22 protein-coding genes, 1 pseudogene and 1 riboswitch are annotated in these 20,462 nt (G+C 74.8%); of the genes and pseudogenes, 10 read left to right on the plus strand and 13 right to left on the minus strand.

What is annotated here, in order from left to right:
• Positions 1-11 precede the first annotated feature (11 nt).
• From IG69_RS0105510 to IG69_RS20875, 3 genes are all read left to right on the plus strand, one after another.
• Complete coding sequence (locus IG69_RS0105510) at positions 12-587, plus strand: dienelactone hydrolase family protein (RefSeq protein ID WP_030527174.1); 576 nt, start codon at positions 12-14, stop codon at positions 585-587.
• The gene (locus IG69_RS0105515) at positions 584-1,162 is read left to right on the plus strand and encodes a mycothiol transferase (protein WP_030527175.1); all 579 of its coding nucleotides are present in this window, start codon (positions 584-586) and stop codon (positions 1,160-1,162) included. Before IG69_RS0105510 ends, IG69_RS0105515 begins: the two co-directional genes overlap by 4 nt.
• 136 nt (positions 1,163-1,298) lie before the next feature.
• Positions 1,299-2,723, plus strand: coding sequence for an HNH endonuclease signature motif containing protein (locus tag IG69_RS20875; RefSeq protein WP_030527176.1), 1,425 nt, complete (start codon positions 1,299-1,301; stop codon positions 2,721-2,723).
• A 3-nt stretch (positions 2,724-2,726) separates the two neighbouring features.
• Here IG69_RS20875 and IG69_RS0105525 read toward each other — a convergent pair whose 3' ends face one another.
• The 4 genes from IG69_RS0105525 to asd all read right to left on the minus strand — a co-directional run bounded on the left by IG69_RS0105525 (position 2,727) and on the right by asd (position 6,073).
• Positions 2,727-3,947 carry an FAD-binding domain-containing protein gene (locus IG69_RS0105525; protein ID WP_030527177.1) on the minus strand — a complete coding sequence of 407 codons (1,221 nt, stop codon included), beginning with the start codon at positions 3,945-3,947 and terminating at the stop codon, positions 2,727-2,729.
• 40 nt (positions 3,948-3,987) lie between these two features.
• Positions 3,988-4,755 (minus strand): extracellular catalytic domain type 1 short-chain-length polyhydroxyalkanoate depolymerase, encoded by a 768-nt coding sequence (locus tag IG69_RS20000; protein ID WP_245616086.1) that lies wholly within the window; start codon positions 4,753-4,755, stop codon positions 3,988-3,990.
• Positions 4,670-5,068 carry an alpha/beta hydrolase family protein gene (locus IG69_RS22905; RefSeq protein WP_245616087.1) on the minus strand — a complete coding sequence of 133 codons (399 nt, stop codon included), beginning with the start codon at positions 5,066-5,068 and terminating at the stop codon, positions 4,670-4,672. The genes IG69_RS20000 and IG69_RS22905 overlap by 86 nt, the downstream gene beginning before the upstream one ends.
• 153 nt (positions 5,069-5,221) lie before the next feature.
• Positions 5,222-6,073 (minus strand): archaetidylserine decarboxylase, encoded by an 852-nt coding sequence (asd, locus tag IG69_RS0105535; protein ID WP_030527178.1) that lies wholly within the window; start codon positions 6,071-6,073, stop codon positions 5,222-5,224.
• Positions 6,074-6,197: 124 nt separating this feature from the next.
• Here asd and IG69_RS22670 point away from each other — a divergent pair.
• Together IG69_RS22670 and IG69_RS21510 are read left to right on the plus strand one after the other, a co-directional pair.
• Positions 6,198-6,518 (plus strand): annotated as a pseudogene (locus tag IG69_RS22670) (PAS domain-containing protein); the annotation flags it as partial.
• On the plus strand, positions 6,511-7,230 hold the full coding sequence (locus IG69_RS21510; RefSeq protein WP_211250969.1) for a methyl-accepting chemotaxis protein: 720 nt from the start codon (positions 6,511-6,513) through the stop codon (positions 7,228-7,230). The pseudogene IG69_RS22670 and the gene IG69_RS21510, both read left to right, overlap by 8 nt.
• On the opposite strand, the gene IG69_RS0105545 is transcribed toward IG69_RS21510, so the two are convergent.
• Positions 7,187-8,401 carry an ATP-binding protein gene (locus tag IG69_RS0105545; RefSeq protein WP_030527179.1) on the minus strand — a complete coding sequence of 405 codons (1,215 nt, stop codon included), beginning with the start codon at positions 8,399-8,401 and terminating at the stop codon, positions 7,187-7,189. The two genes, IG69_RS21510 and IG69_RS0105545, sit on opposite strands and share 44 nt — an antisense overlap.
• Positions 8,402-8,666: 265 nt before the next feature.
• Here IG69_RS0105545 and IG69_RS0105550 point away from each other — a divergent pair, with 265 nt between their 5' ends.
• Positions 8,667-10,232, plus strand: a complete 1,566-nt coding sequence (locus IG69_RS0105550) for a M20/M25/M40 family metallo-hydrolase (protein ID WP_084696598.1) — start codon at positions 8,667-8,669, stop codon at positions 10,230-10,232.
• Positions 10,233-10,328: 96 nt separating this feature from the next.
• Here the strand turns inward: IG69_RS0105550 and IG69_RS0105555 are convergent, their stop codons facing one another.
• Positions 10,329-11,984 carry an alkaline phosphatase D family protein gene (locus tag IG69_RS0105555; protein ID WP_030527181.1) on the minus strand — a complete coding sequence of 552 codons (1,656 nt, stop codon included), beginning with the start codon at positions 11,982-11,984 and terminating at the stop codon, positions 10,329-10,331.
• A gap of 259 nt (positions 11,985-12,243) precedes the next feature.
• Positions 12,244-12,309, plus strand: a riboswitch (guanidine-III (ykkC-III) riboswitch).
• Between the two features lie 10 nt (positions 12,310-12,319).
• Here IG69_RS0105555 and IG69_RS0105560 point away from each other — a divergent pair.
• Positions 12,320-12,634 (plus strand): DMT family transporter, encoded by a 315-nt coding sequence (locus IG69_RS0105560; protein ID WP_030527182.1) that lies wholly within the window; start codon positions 12,320-12,322, stop codon positions 12,632-12,634.
• Between the two features lie 82 nt (positions 12,635-12,716).
• Here IG69_RS0105560 and IG69_RS0105565 read toward each other — a convergent pair whose 3' ends face one another.
• Genes IG69_RS0105565 through IG69_RS0105580 form a run of 4 tightly spaced genes read right to left on the minus strand, consistent with a single transcriptional unit; the run spans position 12,717 to position 15,951 of the window.
• Positions 12,717-13,055, minus strand: coding sequence for a rhodanese-like domain-containing protein (locus tag IG69_RS0105565; RefSeq protein ID WP_030527183.1), 339 nt, complete (start codon positions 13,053-13,055; stop codon positions 12,717-12,719).
• A 49-nt stretch (positions 13,056-13,104) separates the two neighbouring features.
• Positions 13,105-13,965 (minus strand): Fpg/Nei family DNA glycosylase, encoded by an 861-nt coding sequence (locus IG69_RS0105570; RefSeq protein ID WP_030527184.1) that lies wholly within the window; start codon positions 13,963-13,965, stop codon positions 13,105-13,107.
• 37 nt (positions 13,966-14,002) lie between these two features.
• Complete coding sequence (locus IG69_RS0105575; protein WP_084696599.1) at positions 14,003-15,154, minus strand: App1 family protein phosphatidate phosphatase; 1,152 nt, start codon at positions 15,152-15,154, stop codon at positions 14,003-14,005.
• 23 nt (positions 15,155-15,177) lie between these two features.
• Positions 15,178-15,951, minus strand: a complete 774-nt coding sequence (locus IG69_RS0105580) for a GAF and ANTAR domain-containing protein (protein ID WP_051750254.1) — start codon at positions 15,949-15,951, stop codon at positions 15,178-15,180.
• A 93-nt stretch (positions 15,952-16,044) separates the two neighbouring features.
• On the opposite strand from IG69_RS0105580, the gene IG69_RS0105585 reads away from it, so the two are divergent.
• Complete coding sequence (locus IG69_RS0105585; protein ID WP_030527187.1) at positions 16,045-16,812, plus strand: fructosamine kinase family protein; 768 nt, start codon at positions 16,045-16,047, stop codon at positions 16,810-16,812.
• A 78-nt stretch (positions 16,813-16,890) separates the two neighbouring features.
• Positions 16,891-17,589, plus strand: coding sequence for a dienelactone hydrolase family protein (locus IG69_RS0105590; RefSeq protein WP_030527188.1), 699 nt, complete (start codon positions 16,891-16,893; stop codon positions 17,587-17,589).
• Between the two features lie 34 nt (positions 17,590-17,623).
• Here the strand turns inward: IG69_RS0105590 and IG69_RS0105595 are convergent, their stop codons facing one another.
• The 3 genes from IG69_RS0105595 to IG69_RS0105605 form a co-directional block, all read right to left on the minus strand.
• The gene (locus tag IG69_RS0105595; RefSeq protein WP_030527189.1) at positions 17,624-17,905 is read right to left on the minus strand and encodes a MazG nucleotide pyrophosphohydrolase domain-containing protein; all 282 of its coding nucleotides are present in this window, start codon (positions 17,903-17,905) and stop codon (positions 17,624-17,626) included.
• 29 nt (positions 17,906-17,934) lie between these two features.
• Positions 17,935-18,600, minus strand: a complete 666-nt coding sequence (locus tag IG69_RS0105600; protein ID WP_030527190.1) for an LON peptidase substrate-binding domain-containing protein — start codon at positions 18,598-18,600, stop codon at positions 17,935-17,937.
• A gap of 87 nt (positions 18,601-18,687) precedes the next feature.
• A complete protein-coding gene (locus tag IG69_RS0105605; RefSeq protein WP_036829111.1) occupies positions 18,688-19,611 on the minus strand; it encodes an N-acetylglucosamine-6-phosphate deacetylase in 924 nt (307 codons plus the stop codon).
• Between the two features lie 96 nt (positions 19,612-19,707).
• On the opposite strand from IG69_RS0105605, the gene IG69_RS0105610 reads away from it, so the two are divergent.
• Positions 19,708-20,415 carry a M50 family metallopeptidase gene (locus IG69_RS0105610; RefSeq protein WP_030527192.1) on the plus strand — a complete coding sequence of 236 codons (708 nt, stop codon included), beginning with the start codon at positions 19,708-19,710 and terminating at the stop codon, positions 20,413-20,415.
• Positions 20,416-20,462: the final 47 nt, after the last annotated feature.

Genomic DNA, 20,462 nt, shown 5'->3' on the forward strand with positions numbered 1-20,462 from the left:
CGGTGCTGCGCATGACCGAGATGCTGCTCCTCCACCACATCCAGGGCCTGACCCCCGGGGTCGTCGACCTCGCCGACCGCTTCCGCGCCGCCGGGCACACCGTGCACACACCGCACCTGTTCGAGGGGCGCACCTTCGCGTCGATCGACGAGGGCGCGGCGTACGTCGGGTCGGTCGGCTTCGCGGAGATGCGGGCCCGGGGCGTCGCCGCCGCCGACGGGCTCGGTGACGGGTTCGTCGTCGCCGGCATCTCGCTCGGCGTCATGGCGGCCCAGCAGGTGGCGCAGAACACCCCCGGGGCCGCGGGAGCCCTGCTGTTCGAGGCGTTCGCCGACCCGTCGAACTTCGGCACGTGGCCCGACGGGCTCCCGGTGCAGGTGCACGGCATGGCCGAGGACCCCTTCTTCGGCGCCGAGGGGGACGTCGACGCCGCACGCGAGTTCGTCGAGGGTCGTTCCGCCGCAGAGCTCTTCGTCTACCCCGGCGACGTCCACCTGTTCGTCGACAGCTCCCTGCCGTCGTACGACGCGGACGCCACCGCGCTCGTCGTCGAGCGCTCGCTGGCGATGCTCGAGCGCCTGCCGTGAGCCGTACCCCGCCGCCGTGGGAGCCGCCGCTCGCCGGCTCCGAGGCCGACCAGCTGCTCGGGTCACTGGACCGGATGCGCGCCACGTTCCGGTACAAGGCGGACGGCCTCGACGCCGACGGGCTGCGCGCGACCGTCCCCACGTCCACCCTCAGCCTCGGGGCGCTGCTCAAGCACCTCGCGACGGTCGAGGACTTCTCCTCGACCCGACGCCTCTCCGGCGCACCGATGCCCGACGTCTGGGACGACAACGGCTGGGACGACGAGGACGACTGGGAGATGACCTCTGCCGCGTCCGACCCGCCGGAGGTGCTGTACGCGCTGTACGACGGTGCCGTGGAACGCAACCGGGCCCTGGTGCGCGAAGCGGTCGCCACCCGGGGGCTCGACGGCGCCGCGCACGCGGCGGACGAGGAGGGCCGGCACGCGAGCATCCGGCGGCTGTTGTTCGACCTCCTCGAGGAGTACGGACGGCACACCGGCCACGCCGACCTGCTCCGCGAGGCGGTGGACGGCCGGGTCGGTGAGGACCCGCCGGAGGACTGGCGTCCACCGGGTGGGGGCGCACCGTCCTGAGCCCTCGCCCGGAGAGGGATCAGCATGGTGGTGGTGTGGCGAATGAGGTTGCCGTGCAACCAATTCAGCCCTCTGGGATCTTGTCGATCGGACGTGCGTTCGATAGGATCGGACCACCGAGGGGAGGGGGGAGCACATGGGCACCGACCGCAGGTCCGACGACCTCCTCGACGTGGTGCGCCGGGCGCGCTCGGCCCTCTCCACCGGGCGTTCGCACGGCACGCGGGTCGGGACCCGTGAGGCGCTGACGGCGACCCTCGGCGAGCTCCGGGCCCTCGTCGACGAGGCGACGGCACTGCAGGACGAGGTCCTCGTCGGCCTCGTGGCGCTCGAGCCCGAGCGGGCCGAGGACGGCACCGTCCGCGAGATCCGTAAGGCCCCTGGGCACGTGGCGCTCGACGCCCCGGCCATCGTCTCCGGCGTCCTGTGCCTCTCGGCCATCGCCGCCGAGCAGCGGGTCCGGGACGCCGTGCGACGGGCCGCCGACGGCCCCGAGGGCACGCCGACGGAGACCGGGCTCGGCGGCCTGCACGCGGCGATGGGTCAGGGCCGCCTCGACGCGTCCCGCGCGCACGTCGTCGCCGCCGAGCTCGAGGAGTGCCCGGCGGACGTCCGCCGAGCGGTCGTGGCGTCCCTCGACGAGTGGTTCGAGCGGGAGGACGCCACCCGGCTGCGCCGCCGCGTCCGCCGCCTGCTCGCGACGATCGACCCCGACCTCCTGCGGCAGCGCGCCGAGCGTGCCCGCTCCGCGACGGGTCTGCGCCGCTGGGTCGACGAGCCGGGGGTCGACACGTGGCTGGGGACCTTCCCCAGCGAGGAGGCGCGCGGCGCGTGGGCGGCGATCGACGCGCTCGCGCAGCGCTACGTCGATGACGGGACGTGCGCGCGCATCGACCGGGCCCGGGCCCGCGCGCTCACCGACCTCGTGCTCCGGCAGGCCACCGTCAGCACCACCGTCGTCGAGCACGACGCCCACCCGGTCACCGGCGCCCTCCTCGACGCCGGCGACGCGCTGGCGACCACCGCCTACCGGCCGGGTGCGGCCCTTGCGGCCCTGGTCCGCGCGCGGGACGGGCACTGCCGCTTCGCCGGGTGCTCCGTCGCGGCCCGCTGGTGCGACCTCGACCACGTCGTGCCCTGGCCCGCCGGCCCGACCAGCGCCCTCAACCTCGTCTGCCTCTGCCGCCGCCACCACCGCACCAAGCAGCGGCCCGGATGGCGCACGCGGCTGGACCCGGACGGCACCTACACCGTCACCGACCCCACCGGGCGGGTCCGCAGGACCGACCCGCCCGACCACCTCCGGGACCGGCCGCCGCGGGACCTCCCGGCCCCCGACGACCTCGCCGCCCCACCGGGCGAACCCCGGCTCACCGTTCCGGACGGTCCGCACAGCGACGTCGAGCACGCGCTCGAGTCGCGCCTCGGCGGCGACCGCTGGGGACGAGCGCCCTGTCGGGTCGAGGTCCACCGCCCGAGCCGCCGGTTCACCGTCGCACCGACCGGCGACCACCCGCCTCGGCGACCTCCGACCCGGTGGCCCGACACCCCTCCCTTCTGACCCTCAGGAGCGGGGCGCCCCCACCGCGCGCCGCCACGCGGTGAACGACTGCACCGGCACGCTGCGCGGCCGCACGAGCCACGGGTAGGGGTGCACCTCGGCCGGTGTCACCTCGGCAGCGCGCCGGGCGAACCCGGGCACGGGCGCGTGGGTGACCGCGAGCCGCCGCCCGGCCAGCTCCTCCGCGACGACCCCGAGCCGCACCTCGAGCGGACGCCGCGTCGCGAGGTCGCCGAGCGTCTCGGCGAGGAACACGAGGCGCTTCCCCGAGAGCCGTAGCCCGGCCAGCAGCGGCTCGTCGAGGACGAACACCGCCGGGCGCTCCTCGTCGGCGGCGAGGGCGGGGTCGGCGTCGCCGAGGGACTCCGCGGTCAGCCAGACCTCGTCCGCCCCACCCCCCTCGACCTCGGCCGGGCCCGCCGGGAGGGGCGCCCGACCGAGCGGCGGACCGTCCGCCGGTGGGCCGACGCCGTCGTCGGGCCAGCCCTGGACGGGGCAGCGGTCCGCGAGCGCGCACCCGCGGCACAGGGACGGCGCCCGCTTCTCGACCTGCCAGCGGCTGAACCCGTACGGACGCCCGGACCCCGTGCCGACCGTCCACTGCCACCCGAGCCGGTTCGCGGCCCGCGAGCCGTCGAGCAGGTGGGCGAAGAAGACGTCCTCGCCGACCCGCCAGTCCGCGCCGGCCCGCACCGCCCACTGGGAGGCGAGCCACATCCGGGTCTGGTTGACCAGCCAGCCGTCCTCGACGAGCTCGCCCGTCGTCGCGGCCATGCACGCCATCTCGTCGGGCCACGGGGTCGGCCAGCGGTCCGCCGTCCGCGGCTGCTCGCGCCGCAGCGGTCGGCCGAGCGCCCGGCCGACCCGGGCGTAGAGGTGACGGGCGTACTCCTGCCAGAGCAGCTCGTCGCGGTACTTGGCCCGGTCGCGGGCCGGGGCGTCGGCGACCGCGTCCCAGGCCTCGCGCAGCGTCACGAGGTTGTACCGGATGTACGGGGACATCCGGCTCGCCCCGCGCCGCTCGACCGGGAGGACGGTGCTGCGGCGCGACGCGTACCCGCTGACGTCGAGCGTCGCGAGCGCGGTGTCGGCGGCGCTCTGCCCCCCGACGTGCCCGCCCCGCCGCGTGCCGTCGGCGCCCTCGCGCACGAGGTGGCCGAGGTGCTCGCGCACCCACGCGACGGGGTCGTCACCGCCGGGTGGCGGCGGGGTGGGGAGGCGCATGCTCCGTTCTACCCCGCCGCCGATGCGGAACCGCTGTGGCTCAGCACTTCTCCCAGTAGCCCGTCGAGGTCTGCCTGAGCGTCGACGTGTAGTACGTGTTGTAGAGGCCGAGGTTCTGGTTCGAGCCCGTCGCGTAGGCGTAGCCGCCGGACTGGTAGGCGGCGCACACCGAGGTGTCGATGAAGTACGCACCGGCCGTGCCGCACTGCGCGGTGCCCGTCCCGGGGTCGACGGCCGTGCCGTGCGTCATCCCCTGGACGCGGGTGACCCGCACCCGCCCCGCGTAGTCCTCGTAGGTGACACCCGAGGCGACGGTGCCGGTGCTCGTCGGGGTCTGCGACAGGCCGGCGACGTTCGTGAACTGGTCGCGCAGCTCGCCGGCGTTCATCGGGGCCACGGTCGTGTCGGACGTCCCCTGCCAGATCGAGACGAGCGGCCGCTTGCCCGGGTACCCCGAGGACGCGGCGCGGACGAGGTCGCCCCACGCGGCCGGCGTCTTGTCGACACCGGGGTTCATGCACGAGAACGCGTCGAGCGTGCTGCTCGCGCAGCGGTAGGGGAGGCCGGCGTTGATGGACCCGCCCGCGTAGGTGTCGGGGTAGGTCGCGAGCATGACGGCGGTCATCGCCGCGCCGGCGGAGAGGCCGGTGACGTAGACCCGCGAGGAGTCCAGGCCGTAGGAGGACACCGCGTAGTCGGTCATCTGCTTGATGCTCAGCGCCTCACCCTGCCCGCGCGCCGTGTCGGACGCCTGGAACCAGTTGAAGCAGGAGCTCGAGTTGTTGCTGCTGCTCTGCTGCGCGAGCACGAGGGCGAACCCCGTGGCGGTCGGCCATCTCGCGCCACCCGGAGTTCGCGAAGTACGTCGACGCGTTCTGGGTGCAGCCGTGCAGCTCGACGACCAGCGGTGCGCCGGAGGGCAGCCCGTCGGGTCGGTAGCTGTACATCGCCAGTGCGCCGGGGTTGCTGCCGAACCCGGTCACCTGCGTGAGCCCGGCGGCCCGCGCGGGTGGCGAGGTCGTCACGACGAGGCCGACGGCCCCGAGGACGGCGAGCGCCACGAGGAGGACCAGGCTGCGCCCGAGGGCGGTCGCGCGGGCGGCGGACGGTGTGGACGTCATCGGTCTGCCTCCGTTTCCCGGCGGCTCCGTCGACGCCGGACCGGGACACCGTGCCACCCGCACTGCGCAGCGACGGTGGCGTGCGACCCCAGGACGAGCGGTCGCCCCTGGGCCCGTGCGACATGGTGCGCGACGACACCGTCGCGCCCCGTCTCAGCCGGACGTCGCCGGGGACCCGATCCGCTCGCCCATCCGCACGGATGCCCCGAGCGTGAGCGGCTCGACGACTCCGGCCCCCCGTGAGCACACGAGGACGACGGTGGACCCGAACTCGAAGTGCCCGAGCGGGTCTCCGGCCGCGAGGTGGTGCGGCTCGTGGTAGTCGTACCGCTGCACCTCGCGCCGGCGCGCGTTGGTGTGCAGCCGCTCGTCGAAGGCGAGGCGCGTCATCCCGACCATCGTCGCGCCGACCGGCACGACGGCCACGTGGCCGCCGCCCTCGGTCTCCATCCGCACGACGATGCGCTCGTTGCGCGCGAAGAGGTCGGCGACGTTCGCCACCGCGGCGCTGTTGACCGGCCAGAGGTCGCCCGGGACGTAGGTGGCCGCCGTGACCCGACCGTCGATGGGGGCGTGGATGCGGTGGTAGTCGCTCGGCGAGAGGTACAGGGTCGTGTAGGTGCCGCCCTCGAACAGGTCGGCGTACGCCCGGTCCGCGAGCAGGGCCGCGAGCGAGTAGTCGTGCCCCTTGGCCTGCACCAGCGTGTCGGACACGACCTCGCCCCAGGCCCCGACCGTGGCGTCGACGGGCGAGACGAGCGCCCCCGGGGCCACCGGCCGCAGGCCGGGCGCGAGGGTGCGCGTGAAGTACGCGTTGAGCGTCGGGTACTCCTCGAGCGGGAGCGCCGCCTCGCGGGGGTCGGCGCCGACGACGCGGCTGAAGCCGCCCAGCACGGTGGCGCGCCGGCGGCGCGGGATGGTCCGGCTCGCCAGCCAGCCGGCGCCGCGGCTCATCCCGTGCCGGGGCAGGACCGAGACGACGGCGATGAGGAGGCGTCCGAGCACCCGGCCAACCTAGCAAGGGCGGCCGACGCCGATCCTGAGCCGATCTTGACGCGATCTTGCTCGAGCACCCCGTCGCGGCGCCGATGAGCGGGGTGGACATTGCCGTTCCGGAGAAAGGCCCCCCATGACACGCACGACCCCCAGCGGCGTCGAGCGCACGTTCGGTCGCGACGAGATCATCGTGACCAAGACCGACCTGCAGGGTCGGATCACGTACGCGAACGAGGTGTTCTGCCGCGTCTCCGCCTTCGACGAGGCGGACGTGCTCGGCAAGCCGCACAACATCATCCGCCACCCGAGCATGCCCGCGGGTGTGTTCAAGCTCCTCTGGGACCGGCTGCGGGCCGGCCAGGAGCTCTTCACCTACGTCGTCAACATGGCCGGCGACGGCGGTCACTACTGGGTCTTCTCCTACGTGACCCCGACGTTCGACGCCCGTGGCTCGATCATCGGCTACCACTCGAACCGTCGCGTGCCGAGCCGCTCGGCCCTCATCGTCATCGAGCCCCTCTACCGCGAGATCCGCTCGCACGACGATGGCCAACCTCGACGGCGCCTCGCGCGAGATCGAGAACGTCGCCGGGTTCATCTCCTCGGTCGCCGCACAGACCAGGCTCCTCGCCCTCAACGCGCAGATCGAGGCGGCCCGGGCCGGGACCGCCGGCCGCGGGTTCGACGTCGTCGCCTCCGAGGTCAAGTCGCTCGCCGAGACCACCGCGAAGTCGACGGAGGGCATCACCAACCAGGTCCAGGAGATGATCGCCGCCTCCGGCCGCAGCATCAACGCGATCCAGTCGGTCCACGGCATGGTGCGCGACATGTCGCCGATGGTCGACGACCTGCGCTACGCCGTCGACGGGCAACGCCTCGATGTCGGACGGGGGCTACGGTCTCGACCCCCGCGTCGGCCAGGGCCTGGCCCAGATGGCCGAGATGCTCCGCGCCGAGGTCGGGACCTTCCTCGACGTCATGCGCCGCACCTGAGGCGGCGCCCCCCGGGCTGGACGGGCACCGGTCGCGCGCACTCCGGAGCGCGACCGGTGCCCGTCCTGTACGCCGTGCAGAAATCGACGAATGTGACGATTGCTGCACGCCCGCCCGCGCGTGCCCGGATCAGGTGTGGTCGCGCAGGTACCGCCCGAAGTGCGGCACGGTGAAGGCGATGAGCCCCCGCTCGCCGGAGTAGATGAGGCCCTTCTTGAGCAGCGCGTCGCGGGCCGGCGAGAGCGACTGCGGCTTGCGTCCCAGGTGCGCCGCGACGTCCGCGGTCGGGACGGCGTCGGCGTCGTCGGTGCCCCCGGCCGCGGCGGCGACCTCCGCCATCGCCCGCAGGTACTCGCGCTCACCGGGCGTCGCCCGCTCGAACCGCGACCCGAAGAACCCGACCGCCAGCTCGGCCTCGGCCTCCGGCGCCGCGACCTCGACGTCGGCCGGCGTGATGGGCGAGCCGGGTGCCCTGTCCCACACCGCCTTCCCGTAGGCCTGGATGAAGTAGGGGTACCCACCGGTGGCGAGGTACATCGCCGCGAGCGCGTCCGGCTCGTACTCCGCCCCCTCGTCGGCCGCCGGCCGCACGAGCGCCGCGTCCGCCGCGTCGCGGTCGAGCCGGTCGATGCGCGAGTACCGGAACAGCCGCTCGGAGTACGACTTCGAGGCCGACAGCACCGCCGGGAGGTGCGGCAGCCCGGCGCCCACGACGATGAGCGGCAGCCCGGTCTGGCTGATCTCGTGTGCGGCCGCGCAGAGGGCCGACACGTCCTCGGGCCCGAGGTCCTGCATCTCGTCGATGAAGACGGCGATGCCGCGGCCGGTGTCGGCCGCCGTCCCCCCGAGGTCGGACAGCAGCTCGACGAGGTCGATCTCGACGTCGCCCGAGTCGGCGCGCCCGGCGACCGCGGGCACGGTGATGCCCGGGTTCCAGCGGTCGCGCAGCTTGGGGGCCGACCGGGCCGAGCGGCCCGACTCCGGCTCGCGCTGGGCGAAGGACCGGATCACCCCGAGCGCGTGGTCCCCGGCACCGCCCGCCGGCCCGAGCTCGCGCACCGCCTGGTGCAGGGCCGACGACAGCGGCCGACGCAGCGACTGGTCGGGCCGCGCCTCGAGCTTGCCGGTGCCCCACCCCGCCCGCACCGCGGCCGAGCGCAGGGCGTTGAGCAGGACGGTCTTGCCCACGCCGCGCAGGCCGGTGAGGACCACCGAGCGCTCGGGACGGCCCCGGGCCACCCGCTCGAGGACGACGTCGAAGGCGTCCAGCTGCTCGTCGCGCCCGGCGAGCTCGGGCGGCCGCTGGCCGGCGCCGGGGGCGTAGGGGTTCCGGATCGGGTCCACGATCACACCGTATGGGCATCTCTAGCCCTGACCCGATACATCCGCAGACGCCCCGATCGTGTCGCCGCCGACGCGCCAGGGTGACATGGCCCGCCCATGTCACCCCGCCGCGGAGGTCGCCCGACCGCTCGCACCACCGCGGGGACCGTTCGTCGACGACGCCGGGCCTACCCGTGGGTCACCCCCGGACCCGGGGAAACAGTCGGGGCGCCCCGGGACCACCACACAGCGACATCCACCACACAATGACGTGAGGACCACGACGATGACCGACCACCCATCGACCGGACCAGCCGACACCACCCCCACCGACGGCGACACCGCCCGCCGCCTCCTCGGGCGACGCGCCCTCCTCGCGGGCGCCGGCGGCGCCGCGACCCTCGCCGCCACCGGCCTCGTCAGCGGGAGCGGGGCCGTGGCCCGACCGGTCGCCGGCCTGCCCGCCGCGACCGCGCCGACCCCGCTCGCGCTCCTGCGCCGGATGATCTCCTTCGACACCCAGAACTTCGGTGAGGGCGGCAAGACCCGGGCGCACGCGCAGTGGCTGCGCGGCGTCTGGGACGCCGCCGGCGTCCGCTCCGAGATCATCCCGACCCCCCAGCCGGACAACGTCCACCTCATCGCGCGGATCAAGGGGACCACCTCGGCGCGGCCGCTGCTCCTGCTCGGCCACTCCGACGTCGTGCCCGTCGAGCGCGAGAACTGGTCGGTCGACCCCTTCGCCGCCGTGGTGAAGGGCGGCGAGATCTACGGCCGTGGCGCGCTCGACATGAAGGGCGCCAACGCGGCGTCCATCGCCGGGCTGCTGCGGCACGTCCAGGAGGGGCACCGGTTCGAGCGCGACATCATCGTCCTCACCGACTGCGACGAGGAGGCCGGCAGCTACGGCTCCGGCTGGCTCGCCGAGAAGCACTGGGACAAGCTCGACGCCGGGATGGTGCTGACCGAGGGCGGCTGGTTCCTCGCACAGTCCAACGGCACGACGCCGATGCTCGTGACGGTGACCCGCCAGGACAAGGTCTACTTCAACCTCGACCTCTACGCCTCCGGCACCGCGACGCACTCGTCGAAGCCCATCCCGGACAACGCGATCGTCTCGCTGTCGCGGGCGGTCGCGGACATCGGCGACGACCTCGCCCCGGTGCACCTCACGAAGGTCACCCGCGAGTACTTCGCCGCCCTCGCCCGGGCCACCGACGACCGCCGGTTCGCGAACGCGATCCGGCTGATGCTCGGCACCCGCAGCACGAAGGTCCGCGAGCGGGCCGCCGCGCTCGTCGTCCGGTACTCCGACTACCCCTACCTCCACTCGGCGCTGCTGCGCACGACGACCGCCTTCGTCATCGAGGACGCGGGGTACAAGGAGAACGTCATCCCGTCCGAGGCGCACGTGCGCGTCAACTGCCGGGGCATCCCCGGTGGCGAGAAGCCGCGTGACTTCGTGGCGCGGCTGCGTCGGACGTTGCGCGGCAAGGACATCGAGGTCCGTCTGGGGGCGCCCGAGGGTGTCAGCGAGGCCGACTACCTCGACCAGCTCGACGAGACGTGGGCCACCGCGCCGGCGTCGCTCGACACCCCGCTCTACGACGCGATCGAGCGGGCGGCGAAGCGCACCTACCCGAAGGCCGTCTTCTCGCCGGCGCTCTTCGAGGCCGGGACGAGCCTCGGGCCGTGGCGCGAGCGCGGCATCCCCGGGTACGGCGTCTACCCGTACGTCATCGACAACGACCAGCTCATCGGGATGCACGGCAACGACGAGCGGATCTACGTCGAGGCCCTCGAGCGCGGCACGGACTTCATGTACCGGGTCTTCGACGGCTTCCGCGCCTGACGCCGACCCGCCACGTACAGTGACCCGCCCCCCACCGCCCCACGACCGGGGCGATGCGGGGCGGGTCCGCGTGTGCCGGAGCCCGAATCGCAGCGGTCAGCTGCCGCCGTGCGTCTCCTCGCGGACGGTGTCGGCGATCTTTTCCGCGTCCGAGCGCGCCGTGCCGCGGGCCACGGCGCTCGCCAGCGGGGCGTCCTGCACCTGGACGAGCCCCCGCTCCCGGTCGCCGAGGACGAAGGTCGCGCGGGTGAAGGCCTCCGCCCCGGGGGTCGTGACGACCGGGACGCACCGGAAGCGCGCGGTCAGCTCGTCTCGGGTGATCGTCGTGCTGACGTAGCCCCGCAGGTTGGTCCAGAACCGGAGGTTGGGGTTCCACGCGGCCCACGGGTGCGTGCCGTCGGCCTCGTCGTACCCGTCGCCGCCCGACGTGATCGACGAGGTGACGAGCTCCGACCCGACCACTCGGCCGTCGTCCCCGTCGAGGTACAGGTCGGACGCCCAGTGCGCGTGCACGTCACCCGTGAGGACGACCGGGTTGCGGACGCCCGCGTCGACCCAGCCGCGGGTCACCCGCTCGCGCGAGGCGGGGTAGCCGTCCCACGAGTCCATCGAGACGGTCGTCGCGGCGCCGGGGTCGTTGTCGCGCCGGCCGAAGAAGACCTGCTGCCCGAGGAGGTCCCAGCGGGCGCGCGAGCGCCGGAACCCGTCGAGCAGCCAGCGCTCCTGCGCGTGCCCCGGCAGCGAGCGCTGCGGGTCGGCGGCCTCCGGGCAGTCCTTGTAGCCGTCGCCGCACGCCTGGTCGGACCGGTACTGCCGCGTGTCGAGCATGTGGAACGTCGCGAGCGAGCCCCAGCGAACCCGCCGGAAGAGCTGCAGGTCCGGCCCGTGCGGCACGGAGGTGCGGCGCAGCGGCATGTTCTCGTAGTAGGCGCGGTAGGCGGCAGCCCGCCGGTCCAGGAACCCCGGTGTCTCCGAGACCTTCTCGGGCACGTGGTCGGCGTAGTTGTTGTCGACCTCGTGGTCGTCCCAGACCGCGAGCCACGGGGCGGCGGCGTGCGCCGCCTGGAGGTCGGGGTCGGTCTTGTACTGCGCCAGCCGCTGCCGGTAGCCCGCGAGCGTCGTCGTCTCCGGGCCGGCGTGGTGCCGTCCGATGCCGTCCCCGGCGCCCTCGTACTGGTAGTCCCCGAGGTGGAGCACGAGGTCGGGCCGCTCGTCGGCGAGGTGCCCGTACGCCGTGAAGTACCCCGCCGGCAGGTTGGAGCAGGAGGCGAAGGCCATCGTCAGCGACGTCGGGGACTGCCAGGGCGCGGGGGCGGTCGTCGCGCGGCCGGTGCGGGTGACGAAGCGCCCGAGGCGGAATCGGTAGAAGTACTCCCGGCCGGGCAGCAGGCCGCCGACCTCGACGTGGACGGCGTGCGCACTGGCGGCCCGGGCCGGGACCACGCCGGAGCGCACGACCTGGCGGAAGTCCTCGTCCCGCGCGACCTGCCAGCCGACGACGAAGGTGCGGTCCGGCATCCCGCCGAGGCCGTCGGCGGCCAGCGGCTCGACGGCCAGCCGCGTCCAGAGGACGAAGCCGTCCGGGGAGGGGTCGCCCGAGGCGACGCCGAGCGTGAAGGGGTCGGTGCGCGGCGTCGGGGCGGCCGCGCTGGGGCGGGCGTCGGCGCGCAGGGCGGCGGTGGACGTGGCGGCGCCGGCGGCGGCGACCGCCCCGACGCGCAGGAGGGTCCGGCGGGAGGCTGTCGTGGTCATGGCCGCCACCCTCGCCGCCGGTCGGCGACCGGCGGGGGAGCACGGCACGAGGGGTGCGTGAAGGGTCCGTGACCCCGGGGTGGCCGGTGCCCCTGCGGCTCACCCGGCCCGGGTCAGGGGAGCGTCAAGAGCGAGCTGGCGACCGCGGTGCCACCCGTCGATGCCCGCGTCTGGCCTCGTCTAGTGGAAGAGCTAGAGAGTCACAGACGAGCCCATCGACACGGGTTTGCCCCGGCGGACGGGGCGTGCGACAGTGGCGGCAGAGCCCCGCACGGGCTCCCGGACGATGGGCGCCGTACCCGGTGACGCGACAAGACGGCCCGCAGGAGCACGTCGTGTCGTGGGTCGTCCTCGTCCTCTCCGGTGTCCTCGAGGCCGTCTGGGCCACCGCCCTCGGCCGGTCCGAGGGCCTGAGCCGTCCGGTCCCCGCCGTCGTCTTCGTCGTCGCGCTCGCCGCGAGCATGGGCGGACTCGGCTGGGCGATGCGCGAGCTGCCCGTCGGCACCGCCTACGCGGTGTGGGTCGGTATCGGCGCCGTGCTCACCGTGTCCGTCGCGATGGCGACGGGCGAGGAGCCGGTCTCGCTGCTGCGGGTCCTGCTCGTGCTCGGCATCGTCGGTTGCGTCGTCGGCCTCAAGCTCGTCTCCTGACCCGCCTCCGTGTCGGGCTACACCGCAGTACGTGTCGTCACGGCGGCAGTTACTGCGGTGTAGCGCGCGATGGGGCGGCGGGTCAGGGGACCTGGGGCTCCGCGCCGCCGGCGGCCTCCATCGGGCGACCCTCCGCGTGCCAGGCGCGCATCCCGCCCTCGAGGTTGGCCACCTCGTAGCCCTGCTGCGCGAGCCACGGCAGCACCCGCGAGACGCGACCGCCGGAGCGGCAGGTGACGACGAGCGGCTCGTCGCGGTCGAGGAAGGGCGCGAGCTCGTCGAGGCGCTGCGGCAGCTCGGCCATCGGGATGTGGACGGCGCCCGGGGCGTGGCCGCGGTCCCACTCGTCCTGCTCGCGGATGTCGAGGAAGGTCGCGTCGTCGGGGACCGCGGAGACCGGCACGTCGGGGAACTCGCTCATGCCCCCAGCATCGCGCACGGCCCGGCCGGCGCCGCCGGTCGCGTCCGCGCTACTTGAGGAACTTGCTCGTGCGCCGGTCGGCGAGGGGCTTGCCGCCGGTCTGGCACGTGGCGCAGTACTGGAGCGAGGAGTCGGCGAACGAGACCTCCCGGACGACGTCGCCGCACTCGGGGCAGGTCTCGCCGGTGCGGCCGTGCACCCGCATCCCCGCCCGCTTGGCGTCCTTGAGCTCCTTCGCCGGCTTGCCGGACGCGGTCGCCACCGCGTGGGCGAGGGTCTCGCGCAGCGCCGTGTACAGGCGGGTCACCTGCTCGGCGTCGAGCTTCGCCGCGATCGCGAACGGCGACAGCTTCGCGACGTGGAGCACCTCGTCGGAGTAGGCGTTGCCGACCCCGGCGATGATCGACTGGTCGCGCAGCAGCCCCTTCACCTGCATCCGGTGCTCCGCGAGGATGCCCGCGAAGACCTCCTGCGTGAACTCGTCGGCGAGCGGGTCGGGCCCGAGTGAGACGATGCCCGGCACGTCCTCGACGCGGTTGACGACGTAGGCGGCGAGGCGCTTCTGGGTGCCGGCCTCGGTGAGGTCGAAGCCCGACGCGTCGTCGAACCGCACCCGCAGCGCGATCGGCGACTTGCCCGGCCGCAGCACCGTCGCCGGCATCGCGTCGGACCAGCGCAGCCAGCCGGCCCGCGCGAGGTGGAAGACGAGGTGCGTGCCGCCGCAGTCGAGGTCGAGGAACTTGCCGTGCCGCGACACCCCGTCGACCGGGGCGCCGACGAGGGCGTCGGGCGGCGGCGTGAAGGTCTTGAGCACGTGGAAGCTCCCGAGCTCGACGCCGGTGACGACGAGCCCGTCGGTGCGCTGGGTCAGGAAGTCGGCCAGCGCCTGCACCTCGGGCAGCTCGGGCATGGCCCGACGCTACCGTCCACCACCGACGCGGGGGAGGTCAGCGCTCGTCCGGGTCCTCGACGACGTAGGCCGGCGGGTCCTCGGACGAGGTGACGACGGTGGAGGCGTACTCGCGCAGCGTGCGCTGCGGCACCCCGCCCTCCCACAGCCCCCGGACGCGACGGGACAGCTCGTAGCCGTCGGGGCCGCGCACCACCGGCACCTCGAGCCGCTCGGTCGGGGCCGGCGCGATGTCGTCCGTGGCCATCGGGATGACGTGGGAGAGCACCTGTTGGCCGGCGGTCAGCTCGCGGATCGCGATGCCGCGCACCCGGTCCGGTCGCGCCGCCGCGAAGTCGGTGTAGAGGCGCGGGTCGTGCTGGCCGTCGTCACCGATGAGGAGCCAGCGCACGTTCGGCAGCTCACGGGCCAGGCGGTGCAGCTGCGCGCGCTTGTGCTCCTGCCCGGACCGGAACCAGCCGGTGTTCGTCGGGCCCCAGTCGGTGAGCAGCATCGGACCCGCCGGGTAGCCGTTGCGCTGCAGGAAGCGGGTCAGCTGCGGCGCGGTGTTCCACGCGCCCGTCGAGAGGTAGACGACCGGCGCCTCGGGGTGCGCGGCGAGCAGCTCGCGGTACATCGTGGCCATCCCCGCCACCGGGCGCCGGGCCCCCTCGGAGCGCAGGAACGTGTTCCAGGCGGCGATCATCGGGCGCGGCAGCGAGGTCGACAGCACCGTGTCGTCGATGTCGGAGATGATCCCGTGCGTCACCTGCGACCCGACGACGAGCACCGGCACGTCGATGGTCTCGGCCCGGGGCGAGGAGAGGAACACCTGGTGCCAGCCGGGGGTCAGGCCGTGCCCGCGGATGACGAGGTCGATGAACCCGCCCCGGTCGGTGCGCGTGCTGACCAGGCGCTCGTTGACCCGCACCGTCACCGGCTCCTCGACCGCGGGCGTGGCGAAGAAGGCCTTCCAGCCCCGGGTCTCGAGCTCGACGGCGCGCAGGCGCGCGGCGTACGTCGGCTCGGTCGGCTCGTCCTCGGGACGCCCCCGGGTGTGGATGACGCGCCCGAACACGCGCAGCTGCGACGAGCTGCCGTAGCCCGTCGAGGGAACGATCCGGGTCACCCAGCCGCGCGCCTCGAGGAACCGCGCCTTGCGGCTCGTGTAGGCATCCTCGACGAGGGCTGCCGCGTGGGGACGCGCCATGACCCGACTCTAGGACACGCCGATCAGGCGCCCGCACCACCCGGGTCGGCACTGCCGCGCAGGACACCCGCGACGACGTCCTCGGCGAGGAGCCGCACCTTGACGTTGCGGTCCTGGGAGGCCTTGCGCAGGATCTCGAACGCGTCGTGCTCGGGCACCCCCCGCATCGCCATGATGACGCCCTTCGCCTGCTCGATGACGGCGCGGCTGGCCATCGCCTGCTCGAGCTGGCCGGCGAGCTCGCGCATCCCGTCGAGGGCGGTGACGGCGACGACCGCGTCGGCGCACCGGCTCGCGGCGACCCGGACGAGCGCGGCGTCGAACCCGTCGAAGGCGTCCGTGGCCCAGGCGTAGAGGTTGAGCGCCCCGACGCACTGGTCACCGCTGACCAGCGGGACGGCGTACAGGCTGCGCAGGCCGTCCTCGCGGGAGGCCTGCGCGAAGAGCGGCCAGCGCCCGTCGTCGGAGCAGAGGTCGACGACGAGCTGCTCCTCGCGGGTGCGGGCGGCCTCGAGGCACGGCCCCTCGTCGAGCGCGTACTGGACCGCGTCGATCTCGAGGGTCTGGACGGTCGTGTAGGCGGCGGTGTGCGGCCGGTCCTTGGACAGGATGGTCACCCCGACCTCGTCGCAGCCGTCGACGGCCCGGCGCACGGCGTGGACGACGCGCTCGAGGTAGTCCGACAGCTCGCCCATCGACTCCAGGACCCCGCTGACCTCATCGGTCAGCCGGGCCAGGAGTGCGGTCTGGTCGGTGTCCTCGTTCTCCGGCGGTGGGACGGTCAACGTGTTCGTCATCAGGGGAATCCTCCGAGGTCACCCGGTCTGCTCGACGTGCAGGATACCGAGCGGCGGCACGTCGGGGGCGCCGCGAGTGCCACGATGGGACGCATGCCGCGCCGGTACCGGAAGACCTCGACCACGGCGCCCGCGGGCTACTTCGCCTGGGAGGCCGCCGGGCTGCGCTGGCTCGCGGCCGCGCGCGGCGCCGCCGTCGCCGAGGTCCTCGACGACGGGCCGCACCACCTCGAGCTGCCGCTGCTCGACGCCGCTCCGGCGACGCCGACGGCCGCCGAGGAGCTGGGCCGCGGGCTCGCGACGCTGCACGCGGCCGGCGCCCCGGCCTGGGGCTGCGCGCCGGAGGGCTGGGAGGGCGACGGCTGGCTCGGCCCGCTGAGCGAGCCCCTGCCGCTGGTGCTCGGCCGGTGGGACACCTGGGGTGCCTTCCACGCGCAGGCCCGCGTGCTGCCCCTGGCCCGGCTGGGCCGCGAGCGCGGGACCTTCGACGACGACGCCGTGGCACTCCTCGAGCGGCTGGCCGAGCGCCTGGCGTCCGGCGCCCTCGACACCCCGGACGAGCCCGCGCGCATCCACGGCGACCTCTGGTCGGGCAACGTCGTGTGGACCCGCGACGGAGCGGTCCTCATCGACCCGGCCGCGCACGGTGGCCACCGCGAGGGCGACCTCGCGATGCTCGCGCTCTTCGGCGCCCCCGGCCTCGAGCGCCTCCTCGCGGCGTACGACGAGGCGGCCCCGCTCGCCGACGGCTGGCGGGAGCGGGTGCTGCTGCACCAGGTCCACCCGCTGCTGCTCCACGCGGTGCTCTTCGGCGGCGGCTACGTCCGGCAGGCGCTCGACGCCGCGCGCCGCTACGCCTGACCGCAGCCCGCGCCCGGACGGGGAACGACACCTTCGACGGTTCCTGCACGACACAGCGGGCACGGACATACTGACCCGATGAGCGAGCGCGTCGACGTCACCCTCCCCGACGGCACGATGCCGGCCCACCGCTGGCTCCCCGAGAGCGGCACCGGCCCCGGCGTCCTGCTGCTCCAGGAGATCTTCGGCATCAGCCCCTACATCCGCCGGCGCGCCGAGGACCTCGCCGCCCTCGGGTACGTCGTGCTGGCCCCCGAGGTCTTCTGGCGGCTCGGGGTCTCCGACGTGCCGAACGGGCCCTCGATGCTCGAGGAGGCGATGGGGCTGCTCGGCCGGCTCGACTGGGACGCCGCCGTCGCCGACTCGACCCAGGCGCTGCGGGCCCTGCGCGACGACGAGACCGTGACCGGCGGCGCCGGCGTGGTCGGCTTCTGCTTCGGCGGCGGGCTCGGCTACGCCGTCGTCGCCGGCGAGCCGGCCGATGCGCTCGTCTCGTTCTACGGCTCGGCGCTGCCGCAGCTCGTCGACGCCGTGCCGTCGGTGTCGACGCCCTCGCTCCACGTCTTCGGCGAGTCCGACGCCTACCTGCCGATGGACGTCGTCGAGCGCGTCACCGAGCGGGTGACCGGCGGGGACGCCCCGGCCGAGGTCGTCACCTACCCCGGCGCCGACCACGCCTTCGACAACGACGACTTCGTCAACCACGACGCCGACGCGTCGGCCGCCGCCTGGGCGCGGACCGTGGAGTTCCTCGCCCGCACGCTGCCCACCGGCTGACCCGACCGGCCGGCAGCCGCCGGGGGGATGCGGGTCAGGCGCAGGCGCAGGGCATCGCGTGGCACTTCGGGCAGCCGTCGGCGTAGCGCGCCAGCGCCGCGTCGAGGTCGACCCCCGTCTGGTTCGCGAGCGACGCCACCCACGCGACGACGTCGGCGAACTCGTGCTCGCGCTGCGCGGCCGTCCCCTTGCGGACCGCCTGTGCGAGCTCCCCCACCTCCTCCGCGAGCCAGGCGACGGTGCTCGGTACCCCGCGCTCGCGGTCGCGCTCACCGTAGGTCTGCTCGATGACGCGCTGGAGGTGGCCGAGGTCCATGCCCGGCAGCCTACGAGGCGGCCCGACCCTCAGTTGAGGGACGCCTCGCCGAGGTCGGTCGGCGTCGGGACGGCGCGGAAGCGCTGGACGATGGCCGTCTCGCGCGTCAGCAGGCCCAGCACGAGCCGCAGGCGGGTCACCGCGTCGGCGGAGTCGAGGACCCGCTGGCGGTCGCCCGGCTCGAGCACCATCCGCTCGACGATGCGGTAGGCGAGGTCGACCGGCCGCCCCTCGACCGGGTCCGCCGTGGCCCCGAGCGCCTCGAGGTAGGCCGCGTGCGCGGCGAGCACCCGGGCGGCGAGCGCCCGCAGGTCGGGGTCCGTCGCGGCCGCCGGCTCGAGCAGCCACGAGACACGACCGGTGAGGAACGAGGTGCCCGCGCCCTCGTCGATGGCGTCGAGCCGGAAGCGTCGCCCACCACGCGCCACGAGGTGCACGACCGCACCGGCCGAGCCCTGCGCGATGGCCATCGCGTCGACGACCGCCTCGCAGCCGATCTCGTGCAGGTCGGTGGCCGCGCCCTCGCCGACCTCGTGCCCCTGCCGGATCCGGACGATGCCGAAGCGCCGCTCGCCCTCGGGCTCGTCGGCCAGCCGCTGGGCGAGGTCGAGGTAGCGCGGCTCGAAGAGCTGCAGCGGCATCCGGCCGCCGGGCAGGAGGACCCCGCCCAGGGGGAAGATCGGGAGCGGCTCCATGCCCCAACTGTAGGCACGCGACGACCTGCGCACGCGATGCATCCGCACCCCTTCGGGCGACGGGTCGAAGCGCCGACCGGCGGCTCGTCAGACGAGGAGGCCCAGGGCGCGCGCGGGAGTGCTCGTCGCGGCGGTGAGCACGTCGTCCTCGGGCAGCCCGACCACCTCGAGGCACCAGCGGACGCACCCGGCGAGGGTCGAGGTGCTGCCGGCGATGGAGCCGGTGTCGGTCGTGCGCGCCGTCCCCCCGGTGACCTCGACCTCGAGGCCGCCGAGCCGGTACCGGCCGTCGCCGAGGCCCGTCGCGGCCATGGCGTCGGAGACGAGGGCGATGCTCTGGGGCCCGACCGTCTCGAAGACCATCCGGACGACCTCGGGGGCCACGTGCACGCCGTCGGCGATGAGCTCGACGACGGCGTCGCTCCGGGCCGCGGCGGCGAGGGCGGCGGCGACCGGTCCGCCGGCCCGGTGGTGCATCGGCGCCATCCCGTTGAAGAGGTGGGTGACGAGCGCCGGGGCGCCCTGGAGGTCGGCGACGGCGGCAAGGGTGCGCGCGGTCAGGGCGGCGTCGGCCTCGGTGTGCCCGACGGCCGGGCGGACCCCGTGCTCGACGAGGGCGCGCACCAGCCGGTCGGCGCCGGGCAGCTCGGGGGCGACCGTCATCTGCCGCAGGGCGTCCGGTGCCCCGGTGAGCGCAGCGGCCTCCGCGAGCCGCTCGACGAGCGCGGGCTCGGGGTCGGCCAGCGCGGCGGGGTCGTGGGCGCCGCGACGGCCGTGCGCGAGGAAGGGCCCCTCGAGGTGGATGCCCGCCAGCGTGCCGTCCGCGACGAGCGGACCGAGCGTCGCGACCCGCGCCACGAGATCGTCGAACGGTGCCGAGACGAGGCTCGCGACGAGGTGCTCGACCCCGTCGGCGCGGTGGTGGGCGGCCGCGGCCCGGGAGCCGTCGGTCGCGAGGCCGAGCTCGGCGCCCGCGGCGCCGTGGCAGTGGATGTCGACGAGGCCGGTCACCTCCCCGACGCTACCGGCCGCCCGGACTGTCCCACCGGGGCTCCCGGCCGGGCCCTCCCACCGGGGGCACAGGTGCGGCCGTTACGGTCCGTGACCGTGGACGTCGAGCAGGTGTGGCAGCGGGTGCAGCCGGTGGGGGAGGTCGCCCTCTCCGGCCGGCCGCTCCTCGTCGTGCTCGTCGCGGCGCTGGTCGCCGTCGGGGTGGGGCCGGTCTGGTCCGTGCTGCGGCTCGGCGTGACGCTCGTCCACGAGCTCGGGCACGCCGTCGTCGGGATGCTGTGCGGCCGCCGGTTCACCGGGTTCGTCCTGCGGGGGGACATGTCGGGGCACGCGGTGACGGTCGGGCCGGCGCGCGGCCCCGGTCGGGTCGCGACGACGTGGGCCGGCTACCCGGCGCCCGCCGTGGTCGGTGCCGCGCTGGCCTGGCTGGCCGTGCGCGGCTGGGCCGCACCGGTGCTCGCGGCCGTCCTCGTCGTCCTGCTCGTCGCGCTCGTCCGGTCGCGGTCGGCGCTGACGGTGCTCGTCGTCCTCGTCGTCGGGGCGCTCACCGCGTGGCTGTGGTGGTCGGGCGCGGTCCGGGTGCAGGCACAGGTGCTCGTCGGGGTGGGGCTCGTCCTCGTCGTCGGCGCGTGGCGCCACCTCGCGGCCGTGGCCGGAGCGCGCGACCCCGGAACGAGCGACCCCGCCGTCCTCGCGCAGCTGACCCGCGTGCCGCGCGTGCTCTGGCTCGCCACCTTCGTGCTCGTCCTCGGGGCGTCGACCTGGGTGCTCGCCGGCACCGTCGTCCCCGCCCTCCGCACCTGACGGCGGCACGCACCGTCCGACCCGCGCCGCGCCGCGGCCACCATCCA

The organism is Phycicoccus jejuensis (assembly GCF_000720925.1).
GTDB lineage: Bacteria > Actinomycetota > Actinomycetes > Actinomycetales > Dermatophilaceae > Phycicoccus > Phycicoccus jejuensis.

Coding starts and splice junctions, on each gene's coding strand:
- IG69_RS0105510 (WP_030527174.1), top strand. CDS start 12: ATGACCGAGATGCTGCTCCTCCACCACATCCAGGGCCTGACCCCCGGG.
- IG69_RS20875 (WP_030527176.1), top strand. CDS start 1,299: ATGGGCACCGACCGCAGGTCCGACGACCTCCTCGACGTGGTGCGCCGG.
- IG69_RS0105525 (WP_030527177.1), bottom strand. CDS start 3,947: ATGCGCCTCCCCACCCCGCCGCCACCCGGCGGTGACGACCCCGTCGCG.
- IG69_RS22905 (WP_245616087.1), bottom strand. CDS start 5,068: ATGACGTCCACACCGTCCGCCGCCCGCGCGACCGCCCTCGGGCGCAGC.
- IG69_RS0105550 (WP_084696598.1), top strand. CDS start 8,667: ATGACCGACCACCCATCGACCGGACCAGCCGACACCACCCCCACCGAC.
- IG69_RS0105555 (WP_030527181.1), bottom strand. CDS start 11,984: ATGACCACGACAGCCTCCCGCCGGACCCTCCTGCGCGTCGGGGCGGTC.
- IG69_RS0105565 (WP_030527183.1), bottom strand. CDS start 13,055: ATGAGCGAGTTCCCCGACGTGCCGGTCTCCGCGGTCCCCGACGACGCG.
- IG69_RS0105570 (WP_030527184.1), bottom strand. CDS start 13,965: ATGCCCGAGCTGCCCGAGGTGCAGGCGCTGGCCGACTTCCTGACCCAG.
- IG69_RS0105575 (WP_084696599.1), bottom strand. CDS start 15,154: ATGGCGCGTCCCCACGCGGCAGCCCTCGTCGAGGATGCCTACACGAGC.
- IG69_RS0105580 (WP_051750254.1), bottom strand. CDS start 15,951: ATGACGAACACGTTGACCGTCCCACCGCCGGAGAACGAGGACACCGAC.
- IG69_RS0105585 (WP_030527187.1), top strand. CDS start 16,045: ATGCCGCGCCGGTACCGGAAGACCTCGACCACGGCGCCCGCGGGCTAC.
- IG69_RS0105590 (WP_030527188.1), top strand. CDS start 16,891: ATGAGCGAGCGCGTCGACGTCACCCTCCCCGACGGCACGATGCCGGCC.
- IG69_RS0105595 (WP_030527189.1), bottom strand. CDS start 17,905: ATGGACCTCGGCCACCTCCAGCGCGTCATCGAGCAGACCTACGGTGAG.
- IG69_RS0105600 (WP_030527190.1), bottom strand. CDS start 18,600: ATGGAGCCGCTCCCGATCTTCCCCCTGGGCGGGGTCCTCCTGCCCGGC.